General features: G+C 59.8%; 16 protein-coding genes. 13 read left to right on the top strand and 3 right to left on the bottom strand.

Going from position 1 to position 16,617, the window contains the following annotated elements; all coding sequences use genetic code 11:
• The first annotated feature begins 5 nt into the window (after window positions 1-5).
• The 7 genes from I2I05_RS08400 (at window position 6) to I2I05_RS08370 (ending at window position 8,667) form a co-directional block, all read left to right on the top strand.
• Complete coding sequence (locus tag I2I05_RS08400; RefSeq protein WP_196281789.1) at window positions 6-599, top strand: GNAT family N-acetyltransferase; 594 nt, start codon at window positions 6-8, stop codon at window positions 597-599.
• Window positions 571-2,541 carry an NAD-dependent epimerase/dehydratase family protein gene (locus I2I05_RS08395; protein WP_196281788.1) on the top strand — a complete coding sequence of 657 codons (1,971 nt, stop codon included), beginning with the start codon at window positions 571-573 and terminating at the stop codon, window positions 2,539-2,541. The genes I2I05_RS08400 and I2I05_RS08395 overlap by 29 nt, the downstream gene beginning before the upstream one ends.
• A 25-nt stretch (window positions 2,542-2,566) precedes the next feature.
• Window positions 2,567-3,244, top strand: a complete 678-nt coding sequence (locus I2I05_RS08390) for an HAD family hydrolase (protein ID WP_196281787.1) — start codon at window positions 2,567-2,569, stop codon at window positions 3,242-3,244.
• Between the two features lie 82 nt (window positions 3,245-3,326).
• A complete protein-coding gene (gene pseI / locus I2I05_RS08385; RefSeq protein ID WP_196281786.1) occupies window positions 3,327-4,370 on the top strand; it encodes a pseudaminic acid synthase in 1,044 nt (347 codons plus the stop codon).
• Between the two features lie 32 nt (window positions 4,371-4,402).
• On the top strand, window positions 4,403-5,677 hold the full coding sequence (locus tag I2I05_RS08380) for a glycosyltransferase family protein (protein WP_230688226.1): 1,275 nt from the start codon (window positions 4,403-4,405) through the stop codon (window positions 5,675-5,677).
• A 32-nt stretch (window positions 5,678-5,709) separates the two neighbouring features.
• A complete protein-coding gene (locus I2I05_RS08375; RefSeq protein ID WP_196281785.1) occupies window positions 5,710-7,113 on the top strand; it encodes a DUF7033 domain-containing protein in 1,404 nt (467 codons plus the stop codon).
• A gap of 60 nt (window positions 7,114-7,173) precedes the next feature.
• Window positions 7,174-8,667, top strand: coding sequence for an oligosaccharide flippase family protein (locus I2I05_RS08370; RefSeq protein ID WP_196281784.1), 1,494 nt, complete (start codon window positions 7,174-7,176; stop codon window positions 8,665-8,667).
• 128 nt (window positions 8,668-8,795) lie between these two features.
• Here the strand turns inward: I2I05_RS08370 and I2I05_RS08365 are convergent, their stop codons facing one another.
• Window positions 8,796-9,848, bottom strand: coding sequence for a methyltransferase domain-containing protein (locus tag I2I05_RS08365; RefSeq protein WP_196281783.1), 1,053 nt, complete (start codon window positions 9,846-9,848; stop codon window positions 8,796-8,798).
• A 186-nt stretch (window positions 9,849-10,034) separates the two neighbouring features.
• Complete coding sequence (locus I2I05_RS08360; RefSeq protein ID WP_196281782.1) at window positions 10,035-10,373, bottom strand: tetratricopeptide repeat protein; 339 nt, start codon at window positions 10,371-10,373, stop codon at window positions 10,035-10,037.
• Window positions 10,374-10,526: 153 nt separating this feature from the next.
• Here I2I05_RS08360 and I2I05_RS08355 point away from each other — a divergent pair, with 153 nt between their 5' ends.
• From I2I05_RS08355 to I2I05_RS08330, 6 genes are all read left to right on the top strand, one after another.
• A complete protein-coding gene (locus tag I2I05_RS08355; RefSeq protein ID WP_196281781.1) occupies window positions 10,527-11,267 on the top strand; it encodes an electron transfer flavoprotein subunit beta/FixA family protein in 741 nt (246 codons plus the stop codon).
• 99 nt (window positions 11,268-11,366) lie between these two features.
• On the top strand, window positions 11,367-12,344 hold the full coding sequence (locus I2I05_RS08350; RefSeq protein ID WP_196281780.1) for an electron transfer flavoprotein subunit alpha/FixB family protein: 978 nt from the start codon (window positions 11,367-11,369) through the stop codon (window positions 12,342-12,344).
• 212 nt (window positions 12,345-12,556) lie between these two features.
• A complete protein-coding gene (locus I2I05_RS08345; RefSeq protein ID WP_196281779.1) occupies window positions 12,557-13,189 on the top strand; it encodes a bifunctional nuclease family protein in 633 nt (210 codons plus the stop codon).
• A 125-nt stretch (window positions 13,190-13,314) separates the two neighbouring features.
• On the top strand, window positions 13,315-13,851 hold the full coding sequence (locus tag I2I05_RS08340; RefSeq protein WP_196281778.1) for a YfiT family bacillithiol transferase: 537 nt from the start codon (window positions 13,315-13,317) through the stop codon (window positions 13,849-13,851).
• Between the two features lie 111 nt (window positions 13,852-13,962).
• Window positions 13,963-15,021: a LacI family DNA-binding transcriptional regulator gene (locus I2I05_RS08335; RefSeq protein WP_196281777.1), complete on the top strand. Its 1,059-nt coding sequence runs from the start codon at window positions 13,963-13,965 to the stop codon at window positions 15,019-15,021.
• Window positions 15,022-15,105: 84 nt separating this feature from the next.
• Window positions 15,106-15,609, top strand: coding sequence for a cupin domain-containing protein (locus tag I2I05_RS08330; protein WP_196281776.1), 504 nt, complete (start codon window positions 15,106-15,108; stop codon window positions 15,607-15,609).
• Window positions 15,610-15,775: 166 nt separating this feature from the next.
• On the opposite strand, the gene I2I05_RS08325 is transcribed toward I2I05_RS08330, so the two are convergent.
• Complete coding sequence (locus I2I05_RS08325; protein ID WP_196281775.1) at window positions 15,776-16,591, bottom strand: ABC transporter ATP-binding protein; 816 nt, start codon at window positions 16,589-16,591, stop codon at window positions 15,776-15,778.
• Window positions 16,592-16,617 lie beyond the last annotated feature (26 nt).

Raw genomic sequence — 16,617 nt, 5'->3', positions numbered from 1 at the left:
TTGCCTTGACTACTTATCGTTCTCTCACGCAAGCCGAATTCCGCTGGGAAAACTACCGGCTGATACCCATCCGCTACGAAGACCGGGAGCCCATTCGAGCTTGGCGCAACGCCCAGCTTGAAGTATTGCGCCAGGCCGCGCCGCTGACGGCTGCGCAACAGGAAGCGTACTTCCAGCGCGTGGTGCTGCCTTTGTTTGACCAAGAGCAGCCGGGCCAGCTCTTGTTCTCGCTCCTGCACCACAACAACCTCGTGGCCTACGGCGGGCTGGTCCATATTTCGTGGCCCGATAGCCGCGCCGAAGTTTCTTTCCTGGTGGACCCGGCGCGGGCGGCCGAGCCGGAAACTTACCGCACCGATTTTCTGGCGCACCTGCGGCTGTTGGGTCAGGCGGCCTTCGAACAGCTGAACTTCAACCGCTTATTCACCGAAACCTATGACATCCGGCCGGCCCACGTGGCCATTCTGGAGGAAGCCGGTTTTCGGCTGGAAGGTCGGTTGCGGCAGCACGTGCGCCTGGCTCCGGATACCTTTGCCGACTCACTGATGCACGGCCAGCTGGCCGCCGACTATGCCACAGCCTTTGGTTCTGCCGTTTAAACGAATTTTCATCAGCGGCGGTGCCGGTGTCATTGGCCAGGAAATGGTGCGCCGCCTGGCCGCGCTGCCCGCCGATGTTCAAGTCTTGGTAGGCGACCTCAAGCCCCGGCCGGCTGATTTCCCGGCCCGCTTCCAGTACCGTCAGGGCGACCTCAATTTCCTCACCGAGCAGGAAATCAGCGTTTTTGCGCCCGACCTGTTCATTCACCTCGCCGCCACCTTCGAGCGGTCCACCGAAACGTACGGGTTTTGGGAGGAGAATTTTCAGCACAACGTCCGCCTGAGCCACCACCTGATGACGGTGCAGAAAGACGTGCCCTCGCTCCGGCGCGTGGTGTTTGCCTCCAGCTACCTCATCTACGACCCGGCGCTATACAACTTCGCCGAGGTGCCGGCCCAGCCCCGCAGCCTGCGTGAAGAAGATGCCATTTTGCCCCGCAACCTCACGGGTATGGCCAAGCTAGCCCACGAAATCGAACTACGCTTCCTCCAAACATTCCGCGCCCAGCAGTTCAGTACCGTGTGCCCGCGCATTTACCGCGGCTACGGTCGCAACGGGCGCGACATCACCTCGCGCTGGGTGCGCATGCTGCTGGCGGGCGAAGAAATCACGGTGTATGGGGCCGAGTCGTTTTTCGACTACATCTACGCTGCCGATACGGCCGAGGGCTTGCTGCGCTTGGCGGCAGCCGAAACCGTCACTGGCATCATCAACTTCGGCACCGGGCGGGCGCGCCGCGTGGCCGATGTGGTGGACGTGCTGCGGCATCATTTCCCCAACCTGCGGGCTAACTACGTGGCTTCCGACATCCCTTTCGAAGCCTCGCAGGCCGACATGTCGTTGTGGTCGAGTCACATCGACTGGCTCCCGCCCACGTCGTTGGAAGCCGCCATTCCCGAAATCATTGCCTTCGAGCAAAGCCGCGCGGCCAATGCCCCGGTGGCCAAAGCGCCCGGGCACGTACTTATCAGCAGCGCGGCGGCCAAGGTGCCCCTGGTGCAGGCCGTGCGCGCAGCTGCCAAGCGCCTGCATCCCGACATAAAAGTGGTGGCCGGCGACATGAACCATGCCTGCCTGGCCCAGCATTTTGCCGATGATTTCTGGCTGATGCCGCCCACGGCCGACGAGCACCTGCCTGCCATCATTAGCCACTGCCAAGCGCAGGGAATCGGGCACATCATCCCGACGCGTGACGGCGAGCTGGCTTTCTGGAGCCGCCACCGCACCGCGCTGGCCGAGGCCGGCATTGTGGTGCTGGTGAGTGCGCCTGAAGCGGTACAGCGCTGCCTGGACAAGCTGGAATTCGCGGCTTTTGGACAGAAAAACGATTTGCCCGTTATACCCACCACCCTATCCCTCGATGCACATTATGTGTTCGATAACCGGGCGGGAGCGGCGACTAACAGCTTTGTTGTGAAGGAGCGGCACGGCGCGGGCTCCTTAAGCCTAGGCCTCAACCTGGCCGAAGCGGCCGCGCTGGCCCACGCCCAAAACCTGAAGGAACCTATCTTTCAGCCCTTTATTAAAGGCCAGGAAATCAGCGTTGATGCTTACGTGGGGCGCAATGGCCATGTCCACGGCCTCGTGCCGCGCACCCGCGACGTGGTGGTGCGCGGCGAGTCGCAGGTCACGACCACGCTCCCGGACCCGGAATTGGTGGCTCGCCTCACTCCCATCGTCGAAAAGCTGGGGCTGTATGGCCCACTGGTGCTGCAGGCCCTGCTCACCGACGACGGCAACCTGCAACTCATCGAGTGCAACTGCCGCTTTGGCGGGGCTTCCACGCTGGGCATTGCCGCAGGCGTCGATTCCTTTTTCTGGTTTCTGCAGGAAGCCGCGGGCGCTGATTTAGCCCAATTTCCTTTTCACCCAGCCCGCACACCGTTACGTCAGGTTCGGGCGGCCACCGATGTGGTTGTGCCAGTGGCCCAAACCGCCTGAACGTTCTATACATTGCCTTAAGGCCATGCCCGTCCTAGTTTTCGACCTTGACGATACGCTCTATCCTGAACTGAGCTACGTGCACAGCGGGTTTCGGGCCGTGGCTGCCTATCTGAGCCCGCTCCTGCGCCAGCCACCCGAAATGCTGGCCGCCGGCATGGTGGCCGAAGAAGCAGCGCACGGCCGCGGCCAAGTATTCGACGATGTGCTGCGCCAACATGGCCGCTGGAGCAAAACTCTGGTGGCGGCCTGCCTGCGCACCTACCGGCAGCACTTGCCCACGCTGGCACTCTACCCAGACGCCGAGCGCTGCCTGAAACGATTTGGCGCCTGGCCGCTCTACCTCGTTACCGACGGGCACAAAGAGGTACAGGCCCGCAAAGTGGCTGCGATGAGCGTGCCCACCCACGTCCGGCACGCCTACCTCACCAACCGCTACGGCCGCCACCGGGCCAAACCCAACCCGCACGTTTTTGAGTTGATTTGTCGGCGCGAAGGCGTGTTGCCCACGCAGGTTATCTACGTAGGCGACAACCCGCGCAAGGATTTTGTGGGTATTAAGCCGCTAGGGTTTCGCACCGTGCGCATTCTGCGGGGCAATTATGCGCATCTGGAAGCCGATGCTGCGCACGAAGCGCACCGACGCATTCACACGCTAGACGAGCTGACGGAGGAGATGGTAGCGGAATTGCTGGCCTCGTAGACGGGTATGGCCATTTCACCGGTTGCACCACAACGCGCGACGGCCCGACTACCTTTGCCAATTGATATTGCCCAGCCCTAACATGACCGAAATTACCATTGGTGGCCGTCCGGTTGGCCCCGCGCACAAGCCGTTTATCATCGCCGAAATGTCGGGCAACCACAACCAGAGCCTCGACCGCGCTCTGGCGCTGGTTGATGCCGCCGCCGCGGCCGGCGTCGATGCCCTGAAGCTGCAGACCTACACGGCCGACACCATCACCATGGATACCGGCTTTGCCATCGACGAAGAAGGCCAGTCGCTCTGGGAAGGCAAGAATTTATACAAACTGTACGAAGAAGCCCACACGCCCTGGGCCTGGCATGCCGAGCTATTTGCCCGGGCCCGGCAACACGGGATGCTGGCTTTCAGCTCCCCGTTTGATGAAACGGCCGTCGATTTTCTGGAAGAATTGGACGTGCCGGCCTACAAAATTGCTTCCTTTGAAAACGCCCATTGGCCGCTGCTGCGCAAGGTAGCCGCCACTGGCAAGCCCGTTATTGTGAGCACCGGCGCCGCCACCCTGGCCGAAATCGACGACGCCGTGCGGGTGTTGCGCGCAGCCGGGTGCCGCGAACTGGTGCTGCTAAAATGCACCAGCACCTACCCCGCTTCGCCCGCGAATACCAATCTGCGCACCATTCCGGTCCTGGCCGAAACCTTCGGCTGCCCCATCGGCCTGAGCGACCACACCATGGGCGTGGGCGCCAGCGTGGCCGCCGTGGCGCTGGGCGCCTGCGTTATTGAGAAGCACTTCACGCTGAGCCGGGCCGAGGGCGGCGTGGATTCGGCCTTTTCGCTGGAGCCGCACGAACTGAGAGCCCTAGTGGAGGAAACCGAACGCGCCCACCAGGCCTTGGGCACGGTGCAGTTATGCATTCAGACTGGTGAGGAGAAAAGCCGTCTATACAAACGCAGCATTTACGTGGCCAAGCCCATTGCGCAGGGTGAAGCCTTCACGGCAGACAACCTGAAAATCATTCGCCCCGGCGATGGGCTATGGCCCCGGCATTGGGACATGGTGCTGGGCCGCAAAGCCACGCAAGACCTGAAACCCGGCACGCCCCTCACCTGGGAGGCGCTCTAATGCCGCCTCGCACGTTACCACTGATTTCCCGGTTGCGCGACATTCTACAGTTGCGCTTCACCGCGGTGTTTGCGGCACTTCCGCCGGCCGCACTAGCCAGCATTTCGCCCGCCAACCCGCTGAAACGGTTGGCGCGGGTGCTGGGCTACGCGGGGTTGCGGCTGGTGGGCAATGTGTTCCGGCCCGTGCACAACCCCAACAACTTGCACGGGGCAGTGTGGCTCTACGTGGTGAGTGCCAACAATTATGACGCCCTGGAATTCATCCAGAAAGCCCGGCCGGATGCGGTGCTGGTTGCCGGGCAGGCGAAGAATATCGGGCGGTACAATGCCACAGTCAACCGGCTGTCGCTGCGGCGCAAGCTGCTGTATTACTGGCAATTCCCCTACGCCTTCTTCGCTCTGGCCCAAACAGAAGGCGGCCGGGCCTGGCGGTTTTTCGACTTTATTTTTTACGCCATTGGCTACTACGAGGTGTACCGGCGGGCCTTGCGCCGCCACCGGCCACGCGCCGTGGTGTTTTCCAACGACCACAACGACGACACCCGCTCGCTGCTCTTGGCCTGCCGCGCCGAAGGCATCCCGACGGCCTACGTGCAGCACGCCAGCGTCAGCGCCAACTTCCCGCCTCTGGGCTTCGACCTGAGCCTGCTGGAAGGCCAGGATGCGCTGGACAAATACCGCTTGTGCGGCCCCGTTCAAGGCCGCGTCGAGTTGGTGGGAATGCCCAAAGCCGATGCCTACCTGGCCCGCCGCAACACTGCCCCGGCCGTGCGCCGCGTGGGTATTGCTTGCAACATTCACGACCCCCTGCCGGCCCTGACGGCCGCGTTGGTGTACTTGGTGGCGAAGTTGCCCGAACTCACGTTTACGTTGCGCCCCCACCCCAGCGACGGGCGCAACTTTGAGCCCCTGCGGCAGCTTCTTCCCACGTTGGAATGGTCGAGCGCGCGGATAGAAAACGTGTTCGATTTCCTGCTGCGCCAGGATGCGCTGGTTGCCGCCGACACTTCTACGCACCTCGAAGCCACGCTGCTGAACGTAGCCAGCGTGTATTTCCGCTTTGGCACCAATCCACTAACCGACGACTACTACGGGTATGTAGCCAAAGGCCTAGTAGAACGAGCCGATAATCCCAGCGAACTCGCGGAGAAACTGCGCGCCTACGCTCGCCACAAGCCGGCCGACTTGTACCGCCGCGCCGCCTACTACAACGCCACGCTCGGCACGCCCGACGAAGGCCGCAGCCAACCCCGCACCGTGGCGTTGCTCAACGAGTGGCTCGAAAGCCCACACCAGCAGCCGTGAGTGCGGGCAAGCGCCGCCGTACTTTTACCCCAATGCCCACCGATGCCCATTCTGCTGTCCTGCCGCCGCTGGCGGCCGTGCCCGTTTCCCAGGAAATGCGGCTGGCATATGTGCTGCGGCATTTCTGGCTGGCATACGAAGCGGTACCGCACGTGGCCATCGGCTATGCTGCGGCCCAGCCTGCGATGGCCCCTGCTATCACCATTGCGGAGGGAACGGCCGACTTTTTCCAGCAGCAAACGCCCTACCCGCCCGCGCCTGCTTTTCGCGAATGGGCCGGCCAACAGGTTCCTTTTTTCTTTGACTCCCAACCGGGCGCGGCGCTTCTGGAGAAGGGAATTGCGCAGGCCACCATCGGCGTTGACATTATTTCGGCGGCGTTTTACCTGCTCAGTGGCTGGCAGGAGTATTTTTCCGATGTCCGAGACCAGCACGGTCGTTTTCCCTACGCCGCCAGCGTGCACAAGCAGTACGGCTTTGTGGCGCTGCCCGTGGTCAACTATTACTTTGATGTGCTGAAAACTGCCGTGGAGCATGTCACCGGCCAGGTATTGCGGCCTAGAAGTTGGCAGACGGGCGCGCCATTTGCGGCCTTCATCACCCACGATGTCGATACGCTGCGGAGCGCTTGGAAAGCCCCAGCCAAAGCCGCCTTGCAACGAGGACAATACGTTGAATTCGGCCTGCAAATGTGGCGCCATCTCACCCAACCTGACGCTTGGGACAACCTGACCGACGTGGCCACTGCCACGGCCGCCTACGGCGCCCGCTCAACCTTTTTCATTCTGCCCAGTCACCGCATCAGCCCCCAAGGTGTTCATAACGCCGATTATAAGCTGACCCCACAACTGAAGAATGACCTGCAGGACCTGGCCGCCCAGGGCTGCGAACTGGCCCTGCACGGCAGCATCGGCACCGCCACCGATATCGGGCAGCTTCGGGCAGATTGGGCGAACTTGGGGGAGCGCAGCATCGCCGGCAACCGCTTCCACTACCTGAGTTGGGAGCCACGACTCACGCCGGAAGTGGTGGAGGCCGCCATGATTTTCGGCATTGGCTACGACACTACACTGGGCTTTGCCGAGCATTTTGGGTTCCGCCATTCCTATTGCCACCCTTTCTACCCCTTCAATTTTGAAACCGGCGACGCGCATCGTTTCCTCGAAATTCCCCTTAACGTGATGGATGCAACGCTGCACCACCCCCACTACTTGCAGCTGCAGCCGGATGAGATACTGCCGGCGTTGCGCCCGATGTTTGCCGAAGTGGTAAAGTTTGGTGGGGTAGCAACCTTGCTTTGGCACAACGACCATTTCGACCCTGCCAATGCCGTGACCGGCCCCCGGCAATTCGCCGACCTGATGGACTACCTCCAGCATCAAAAAGTGGCTTTTCTGACCGGCCGTGAAATTTGGCAACAGATGGCTGGCTCATAAAGCTTCCTCCGATTTCTTCATCGGCTATTTTCCGCTTCACTTCTTTACTTCGTTTTTCTTTTGGGCATCGTTCAGCGCCAGGGCATCCGCAATACTCTGATTTCCTATGTCGGGCTGGCCATTGGCTTTGCCAATACCATTCTGATTCTGCCCCGGCTGCTGACGTCGAGCCAGATTGGCCTCACGGCTGGGGTGCTGGTGCCGCTGGCTACCATTGGGGCGCAGGTGGCCGCCTTTGGCTTTGCCAGCGCCGGCATGCGCTACTTCCCATTTTTCCGGAACCAGGGCCGCAACCACGCAGGGTTTTTTCCATTGCTACTGGGGCCGCCGCTGCTAGGATTTGCAGTGGTGGCCTTGCTGATGTGGTTCGGCAAGCCGCTGGTGCTGCAATGGTATGCCAAGGGCGATGACGTGGCCCTGCTGGCCTCGCATTACACCGTCGCCATTGGCCTAGCGGGCTGCATCATGCTGGGCGCCCTGCAGGATGCGTACCTGAAGTCCTTGTTTCACACCTCTTTTTCCTCGTTCGCGCAAGAAATTTTACTGCGTCTAATGTTGGTAGCGGCCGCGGTGGCCTATAGCCAGCATTACATCGGTTTTCATGGCTTCGTGCTGGCCTACACCGGCGCCTACGCAGTGGTGGCGGTGCTGCTGGCCATTTATCTGGCCGCCATTGGCGAGCTGCACTTGCGGCCCACGCGGGCGGCGTTGCGCATCAAGCCATTGGGCGAAATGCTGGGCTTTGGCGGCTTTATGCTGCTGAGCAACATTTCGGGCACCGTGCTGCTGAACATCGACACCTTGCTGGTGGGCACCAAGCTCAGCCTGGCAGCAGCCGGCATCTACCTCATTGCCACCAACATCAGTACGGCGCTGGTTCTGCCTTTCCGGGCGCTTTATAAAACCGCTTTTTCGCTCATCGCCGAATATTGGAAAGAGGGCGACATGGCCAAGATGGCCGATTTCTACCGCCGCAGCACCCGCATCAACACCTTACTGGGCTGCTACCTGGCCCTGGGCATCGGGCTGAATCTGGATTTCATCTACGGGCTGGTGCACCGGCCCGAGTACGCGGCGGGCACCGCGGCGGTACTGCTGCTGCTGGCCGGCCGGCTGGTCGATGGCATCACCGGCGTCAATGGCATCATCGTGGCTACCTCGCCCCGCTACCGTTTCGATTTGGTGTTCAACATCTCTTTAGCGGCTGCGGTCGTGGGCCTCAACTGGGTATTGATTCCGCGCCTGGGGCTGGCCGGGGCGGCCCTGGCATACTGCGTGGCCCTGGTCAGCATCAACCTAGCCCGCACGTGGTTTGTGTGGCGCTCCTACGGTTTGCAACCGTTTGACGGTCGCATTGTGCGGATACTGGCCTTGGCCGCAGTGGCCGGCGGAGCGGCCTGGCTGATGCCCGATGTGGCCAATCCCTGGCTCAATTTGTTGCTGCGCGGGGGTACCCTGACGGTGGTATATGCAGCCGGCGTGCTGTTCACCCGCACCGCCCCCGAACTGACGGCCCTCCTAAATGGCTTGAAAGCGCGCTTTATAAGAAGCTAGCGGGTGCGCGAAGTCAGAATCAGCGTGTTGGGAATGTCCGACCTTCGAGTTTAATAAAAAAAAAACACAACAAAGCCCGCTTCAGATTTCTCCGAAGTGGGCTTTTGCATTTAATCAACGCTCCAATGTTAGCAGCAGCTGCCCCCAACTGCTTCGCCCGAAGCCTTGGCCGTAGCCGGTACCGGGCCACAGTCGAATAGGCCGAAATGACGGCTTGTGTCGCCTACCACTTGGAAGTAGGGCGCGTAGCGGGTATCGTTTAGCATGGCCGCAGTGTTGCCGCATACCAGCATGGGCCGTCCGGCTTCGAAGGTGTGGTGGTCGTCGAGCACGAACTGGGTGGGCTGGCCGGGCACGGTGCCGAGGTAAGTTGCTACCTGGCCGTGGTCTTCGCACCGGTCCTCCAAGTCGAGCTTAAAGGCCCGCACCGTGAACGAGTAAAAGCCGATGTTGCCAACCTTGGCCTCGATTTCGGGGTTGTTGATGCTTAGGCGGCGGCTGGCGAACAGGCGGTAGTCGTGCACGCCCAAGCGCAGCAGCAGGCGGCGAAAATCCTCCGTGTACATGGCCCCGCTCAGGCACTCGCCGTAGAGAATGGGGTCCTGGCGCAGGGTTTCGGGCACGCGGCGGTCGGCAAATACGTCGGCAATGAATAGCTCGCCGCCGGGCTTCAGCACCCGGAAAATCTCGCGGTAGGTAGCCTCTTTATCGGTGCTCAGGTTGAGAACGCAGTTGCTCACCACAATGTCCACGCTGTTGTCGGGCAGGCCGGCGGCCAGCAAATCCTCGATGTAGCCGTGGCGGAATTCGACGTTGGGCTGCGCGTAGCCAAACTTTTCGGTGTGGAAACCAACGTTGCGGCGCGCTACATCAAGCTGTTCCTCGGTCATGTCCACGCCAATCACGTGGCCGGTTTCCCCCACCAGCTTGGACAATAGGAAGGCATCGCGCCCCGAGCCGCTGCCCAAATCCAACACCGTGCAGCCTTCGATGGCTTCGGGTATGCACACGCCGCAGCCGTAGTATTTATCGAGCACTTCGGGCGCCAGCTGGGCCAGAATGCGGCGGTGCGCCAGCGGAATATCGTCGGTGCAGCAGGCATTGGTGAGCAGGTCCTGGCTGGTTTGCAGCTGGGTGCCGTAGTAGTCTTGTACCTGGGCGTGCGTGTCGGTGGTGGGCATGATTAAAATTTAAGGAGGCCGAAAGTAACCGGTGCATCCGGTGCTTGTTCACGTCGAAGCCCTACGCTATTGGCACGGGCCGCGGTTTTCCTGGCGTTGCAGCGGCAGCAACGAAGTTAAATTTTGGTCGGATAAGCAACTGTCTGAATAGCCGATGCAGCAATTTAACCTGCGGTTTTCCGTGCGCTAGTCGTCTTCGTAATCCAGGCCCAGGCAGCTATTCAGGGCTTGTAGCAACTCGCTGGCGGCATGATGCTGGCCCACCGAACGGGCTACTTTCAGGCCGGTGCGGTAAACTTTTTCGGCTTCGTCCTTCTTATCAAACTGCTCGAGCAGCTTGCCGGCGTGGTAGTACGTACCCACGTAATCAGGGTGTTCGGTGAGTAGTTGCTGGTAAAATTTCCACGCTTTTTCCGGCTCCTGCGCCCGGTATTCCGTCGCTAAGGCATATATGGTGAAGGCATCGGTCGGGTCGTCGTCGTAGAAAGCCAATAACTGCTGCAAACGGGTGGGCGGAGTGTTCATCAGGGCGAGAGTTTTGTTTACCTTTGGGGCAAAATTGCGGCTTTTCTCGCGTAACTCCCTCGTTGTTGTTTGCTGCCGAAAGCCGGTATTTTCCTATAGGTTGTTATGCATGCAGCCTTTTTCCGTGTTTTAGCCCACCCTAACCCCGTTTAGATGAAGTTTCTGGTTTGTATTTCTAACGTGCCCGACACGACCACCAAAATCACCTTCACGCCCGATAACAAGGAGTTTAACAAGGCCGGAGTGCAGTTCGTGATTAACCCCTGGGATGAATACGCCCTCACCCGTGCCATTGAGTTGAAGGAAGCGGCCGGCAGCGGCACCGTAACGGTTCTCAACGTGGGCGAAGCCGATACCGAGCCGAACATCCGCAAGGCCTTGGCCATCGGGGCCGACGACGCCATCCGGGTGAATGCTGCCCCTCAGGACGCTTATTTTGTGGCCGAGCAGATTGCCGCCATCGCCAAAGAAGGCGCCTACGACGTGATTTTGATGGGCAAGGAAAGCATCGATTACAACGGCTTTCAGGTGCACGGCATGGTGGGCGAAATGCTCGGCATCCCGACGGTAGCCCCGGCCATGAAGCTGGATATGAGCGGCAACACCGCTACCCTGGAGCGCGAAATTGAAGGCGGCAAGGAGATTGTGACGGTGAACACGCCGTTCGTGGCCTCGTGCCAGCAGCCCATGTGCGAGCCCCGCATCCCCAACATGCGCGGCATCATGACGGCCCGCACCAAGCCGTTGAAAGTGGTTCCCGCCGTTGGCGAGCCCGCCCGCACACAGGTAACCGAGTTTGCCTTGCCCCCCAAGAAGCAGGGCGTAAAGCTGATTCCTGCCGAAACCGCCGGTGACCTCATCAAGTTGCTGCGCAACGAAGCCAAAGTCATCTAAAGGGAGTTATGGGTTATGAGTTACGAGTTGGCTGTAAGCTGATTCTGGCTCCTACTGACAACCCATAACTCGTAACTTTTAACCCATAACTGAATAAAGATGTCTGTACTAGTTGTAGTTGAATGCGCCGACGGCGAAGTAAAAAAGTCTTCGCTTGAAGTAGCATCTTACGGAGCGGAAGTGGCGGCCATGCTGGGCACCACCGCCACGGCCATCGCCGTGGGCGAAGCCACCGAGGCCAACCTGGCCACGCTGGGCGAGCAGGGCATCACGAAAGTGCTCTACGACGCCGAGCCCCGGCTGAAAGATTTCGTGAACAATGCCTACACCAAGCTCATCGCCACGGCGGCCGAGCAGGAGCAAGCCAAAATCATCATTCTCGCCAATTCCAACATTGGGGCGGCCGTGGGTTCCCGCCTGTCGGTGCGGCTGAAAGCCAGCTTGGCCACCAACGTAGTGGAGCTGCCAAAACTCAACGGCGACCAGTTTGTGGTGCGGCGCGGGGCTTTCTCGGGCAAGGCGTTTTCGGACGTGGTGCTGAGCGGCGACCGCAAAATCATTGCCGTGAAAAAGAATTCGACCGAAGCCAAGCACGAAGCCGGCAAAACGGCCGAAGTGGCCAGCTTCTCGGCGCAGCTTTCGGATACGGACTTTGCCGATGCACCTTCGCAAGTGGTGATGCAGGACCAGGCCGGCGGCATCCTGTTGCCCGAAGCCGACCGGGTAGTTTCCGGTGGCCGCGGCATGAAAGGCCCCGAAAACTGGAACCTGATTGAGGACCTGGCCAAAGCCCTGGGCGCGGCCACGGCGTGCTCCAAGCCCGTGTCGGACGTGGACTGGCGCCCTCACCACGAGCACGTGGGCCAAACCGGCATCACGGTTTCGCCGAACCTGTACATTGCCTGCGGCATTTCGGGGGCCATCCAGCACCTGGCCGGCGTGAACAGCAGCAAGGTGATTGTGGTCATCAACAAAGACCCCGAAGCCCCTTTCTTCAAAGCAGCGGACTACGGCATTGTGGGCGACGTTTTTGACGTGCTGCCGAAGCTGACTGCCGCCGTTAAGGAACTGGGCTAAGTTTTTTTAGTTATTTGGGGACTTCGGCGCTTGATTTTCGTAAGGAAATCGGGCGCCGAAGTCCCCAACCCGTTTTTAAGGAGGCGGGGCGGGCTACATTGCGGCGGTAGATGGCCGGACTTTCCTTTATTTGCACGTCCATCCGGCCCGCTGGCCGCCGCTGCCACGCCGCTCGTCCTTTCCAAGTCCCAGACACCCACTTCCCCAGTCCCTTGAAAAAAATCCAGCTTGAAATCCTGGGCCTTTCGTCCAGCCAGTCGCAGTCTGGCTCCTTTGCGCTGATTTTGGGCGAAAAGGGTGGCAACCGCCGCCTGCCCATCATCATCGGCATGTTCGAGGCGCAAAGCATCGCCATTCAAATCGAGAAAATCAGCCCCAACCGCCCCCTCACCCATGACTTGTTCAAATCATTTGCCGAGCACGTGCACGTGGTGATTCTGGAAGTCGTGATTTCGGATTTGAAGGAGGGCGTGTTCTATTCGCGCATCGTGTGCTCCGATGGCGCCACCACGTTCGACATTGACGCCCGTCCCTCCGATGCCATTGCCATTGGCCTGCGCTTCGGAGTGCCCATTTTTACCGTAGAAACCGTGCTCAGCGAAGCCGGCATCATTCTGTCGGACCTCGACGAGTCAGAAAGTGATGCGGACGACGAGGACGAAGAAGATGACGAAGACACCGATTCCGATTCGCCCCGCCCCAGCCGGACGCAGCCCGAGCCACGCGACCCCAGTGGGCAGGTGTCGTTAGATGAGTTGACCAAAATGCTCGCCCAGGCTCTCGAAAAAGAGGATTACGAAAAAGCCGCTAAAATCCGTGACGAATTGAACAAACGCAACGGTTAGTTACCCTTTAGTGGGTTGGTTTTGGCAGCGTTAGCGAATTCGATTCGCGGTGCCGGAGCTTAATTCCACCAACACTTTGCGAAAGCGCCCTGGTCACATCGGCCGGGGCGCTTTTATTTGCAGCTATGTACCCAACCTCCGACTTGCTTCGCTATCCCATTGGCCGTGCCCAATTGCCGGAGGGCCCCCTCGCTCCGACCGAACGCGCCGTCCTAATTCAGCAAATAGCGGAACTGCCCGCGCAGCTGCTGGCAACCGCCCAAGCCGTGGGCGGTGCGGGATTGGAACGCCCCTACCGGCCCGGCGGCTGGAACGGCCGGCAGGTAATTCACCACGTGGCCGATTCGCACCTGAACGCTTACTGCCGCGTCCGCCTAGCCCTAACGGAAGAAAATCCCACCATTCGGCCCTACGACGAGCAAGCCTGGACCGAGCTGCCCGACGTAGCCGCCACGCCCATTACGGTGTCACTCACCCTCATTGAAGCCCTGCACACGCGGTGGGCAACGCTGCTGCACCACTTGAGCGCAGACCAATGGCAGCGCACATTCTATCACCCCGGCACCGAGCGCGACTTCACCCTGGACCAGGCGCTGGCCATGTACGCCTGGCACGGCCAGCATCACTTGGCCCATTTAAAATTGCTACTTTCGGCTGCTTAATCCTGGTCGCCGGAATTAATGATATCGATTACGGGACTACTTTGGTGCAATTCTGCCTTTTCTTGTATTCTCGGCCTCAGCAGGCACAGCTTGCTACCATTGCATTAATTTATGTCAGCGAAAAAGCACCAAACCTCCATCAAGGACTTAGCCCTGCAGCTTAACCTGTCGATTTCGACGGTTTCACGGGCTTTGGCGGGGCACCGCGACATCAGCGAAGCCACGAAGCAGCGGGTGCGGCAACTGGCTCAGGAGCTAAGTTTCCGGCCCAATCAACTGGCCGCGGCCTTGCGCAAAGGGCACAGCAAAACCCTGGGCGTGATTGTGCCGCACATCAAGGGGTATTTTTTTCCAGCCGTGCTCAACGGCATCGAAAAAGTAGCAACCAGGGAAGGCTTCAACGTGATGATGTGCCAGTCGAACGAGGACCTGCGCCGCGAGAAACGAAACATCGAAACCTTACTTGATGCACAGGTGGAGGGCATTCTCATGTCGGTTTCGGCCACCACGCACCCCGAGGTGGAGCACTTTGAACAAGTACGACGGCAGGGCATTCCGCTGGTGTTTTTCGACCGCGTGCCCGAGCTTCCGCAGAGCATGGCCGTGGTGCTCGATGATTTTCAGGGCGCTTACCAGGCCGTGTCCCACCTTATTGCCCAGGGCTGCACGCGCATTGCCCACCTCGCCGGGCCGCAGCACCTGAACACCAGCCGCAACCGCTGCCTTGGCTACCTGGAGGCGCTGCGCGCCCACGGCATTGCCCACGATGAACAGTGGCTGTACTCGCTGCCCACCCTCACCCACGAAGCCGGACGCCTGGGCATGCAGCACTTGCTGGACAGCGACCCGAAGCTGGACGGCCTGTTTGCGGCCTATGCCATTCCAACGGTGGGGGCGCTGGAGGTACTGCGCGAGCAAGGGCGGCGCGTGCCGCAGGACATGGCGCTGGCCTGCTTCAGCAACGAGCCCTTCACGGCCATGACCCAGCCCCAGCTCACGGTAATCGACCAGCGGGCCGAGCAAATGGGGGAAACCGCGGTGCGGCTCTTCCTGCAGCTGCTGAAGCGGGGCCCGGTTTATGCCCCGCCCCACCTCGTTCTGAAGCCGGAATTAATCATCCGCAACTCCTCGCTTCACCGCTCGCAGGAAAGCCCAGTTCCGGTGCGCTAACTGCTATAATTGGCGCGCTGTCAGCAATTCAAGCTATTTTTCGATTCTCCGTTTCCTCTATTCTTTATCCCGTTTCACATTCCCATGAGCCTAGCATTGACAAAGGAGGAGCTGTTTAGACAAACGGAGCAACACCTAACGGAGCAGGGCTTTACCATCCAGCAACAAGACAAAACACGGCCGTGGGGCGGTTTTTTTGTCCTCGATGAAGGCCAGGCCCAGCAATTTGCCAACCTTTATTTTGATGGCATTCTGATTGAGGAGCTCCGCATTTCCGGCAAGCTCAGCCCCAAGGTGTTGCTGGTGGCGCCGCATCAGCGCCTTTCCTGGCAGTACCACCACCGCCGGGCCGAAATATGGAAAGTAGTGCACGGCCCCGTGGGCGTGATGACCAGCCCCAGCGATGCCGAAGGCGAACTTAGAACGCATTTGCCGGGCCAAACCATTAAGCTCCAACAAGGCGAGCGGCACCGCCTGGTAGGGCTCGAATACTGGGGCGTGCTGGCCGAAATATGGCAGCACACCGACGCCGAACACCCTTCCGACGAAGATGATATTGTACGGGTGCAGGATGATTTTGGTCGTTAATACTTCCGAAATCAAAACCTCTACGCAGCCGTTAATACTGGTAAGCGCGCTTAACTACAATTACTGAAAATGGCGTTTTAACTGAAAAAAGGCTTCTGATAAGGAAGCCTTTTTTCAGTTAAAACGCCGACACGAAAAATACTGGCTTCGCACCTACGGCCCGCTATTAAATACCGCTGCCGTAGGTATCGTTTTCGGTGATAGCAGCCAAGCCGCCTTCCGATTCATCGTCTACTTTCTTGGCGGCCCGCACCAGGCTGCTGCTGAAAATAAATTCTTTGAGTTCGGGAACGTCGGCATTCAGGATTTCATCCTTGGTGCCATCCCACAGCTTTTTGCCCTGATGCAGGAAGATGATGTGCTCGCCGATTTCAATGACGGAGTTCATGTCGTGGGTCACGATGACGGTGGTGATGCCGTATTCGTGGGTGATTTCCCGAATCAGCTCGTCAATCTTGATACTGGTGGCGGGGTCGAGGCCGGAGTTGGGTTCGTCGCAGAACAGGTAGGTACACTGAGGCGCGATGGCGCGGGCAATGCCGACGCGTTTTTTCATGCCGCCCGAAATTTCAGCGGGCATTTTGTCGCCTGCTTTTTCCAGGCCCACGCGCTTCAGGCAAAATTCCACTCGGTCACGGCGCTCGGCGGGCGTCATTTCCGGGGTGAGCATTTGGAGCGGGAATTCTACGTTTTGGGCCACCGTCATCGAGTCGAACAGCGCCGAGCCCTGAAACAGCATCCCGATTTTGCGGCGAATTTCCTGCCGGATGTCCACCTTGCTGTTGGTGTAGATGGTGCCATCGAACGTGATGGAGCCAATGTCGGGCTTCATCAGGCCCACAATGCACTGCAGCAGCACGCTTTTGCCCGTGCCCGAGCCGCCGAGCAACAGGTTGCACTTGCCCGTTTCGAACACGCACGAAATGCCTTTGAGCACGGGCGTCCCGTCGAATGACTTTTCGATATTGGATACTTCTATCATGATAAAAAGAGGGCTGGCTTGAGCAA

It is taken from the genome of Hymenobacter jeongseonensis (genome assembly GCF_015694725.1).
GTDB lineage: Bacteria > Bacteroidota > Bacteroidia > Cytophagales > Hymenobacteraceae > Hymenobacter > Hymenobacter jeongseonensis.
This window is presented reverse-complemented; position numbering and strand designations above follow the sequence as displayed.

Bases quoted from the DNA above. Each gene is read 5' to 3' on its own strand.
- I2I05_RS08375 (WP_196281785.1), top strand. From the start codon at position 5,710: ATGCCCACCGATGCCCATTCTGCTGTCCTGCCGCCGCTGGCGGCCGTG.
- I2I05_RS08355 (WP_196281781.1), top strand. From the start codon at position 10,527: ATGAAGTTTCTGGTTTGTATTTCTAACGTGCCCGACACGACCACCAAA.
- I2I05_RS08335 (WP_196281777.1), top strand. From the start codon at position 13,963: ATGTCAGCGAAAAAGCACCAAACCTCCATCAAGGACTTAGCCCTGCAG.
- I2I05_RS08390 (WP_196281787.1), top strand. From the start codon at position 2,567: ATGCCCGTCCTAGTTTTCGACCTTGACGATACGCTCTATCCTGAACTG.
- I2I05_RS08340 (WP_196281778.1), top strand. From the start codon at position 13,315: ATGTACCCAACCTCCGACTTGCTTCGCTATCCCATTGGCCGTGCCCAA.
- I2I05_RS08350 (WP_196281780.1), top strand. From the start codon at position 11,367: ATGTCTGTACTAGTTGTAGTTGAATGCGCCGACGGCGAAGTAAAAAAG.
- I2I05_RS08360 (WP_196281782.1), bottom strand. From the start codon at position 10,373: ATGAACACTCCGCCCACCCGTTTGCAGCAGTTATTGGCTTTCTACGAC.
- I2I05_RS08330 (WP_196281776.1), top strand. From the start codon at position 15,106: ATGAGCCTAGCATTGACAAAGGAGGAGCTGTTTAGACAAACGGAGCAA.
- I2I05_RS08325 (WP_196281775.1), bottom strand. From the start codon at position 16,591: ATGATAGAAGTATCCAATATCGAAAAGTCATTCGACGGGACGCCCGTG.
- I2I05_RS08365 (WP_196281783.1), bottom strand. From the start codon at position 9,848: ATGCCCACCACCGACACGCACGCCCAGGTACAAGACTACTACGGCACC.
- pseI (WP_196281786.1), top strand. From the start codon at position 3,327: ATGACCGAAATTACCATTGGTGGCCGTCCGGTTGGCCCCGCGCACAAG.
- I2I05_RS08395 (WP_196281788.1), top strand. From the start codon at position 571: ATGCCACAGCCTTTGGTTCTGCCGTTTAAACGAATTTTCATCAGCGGC.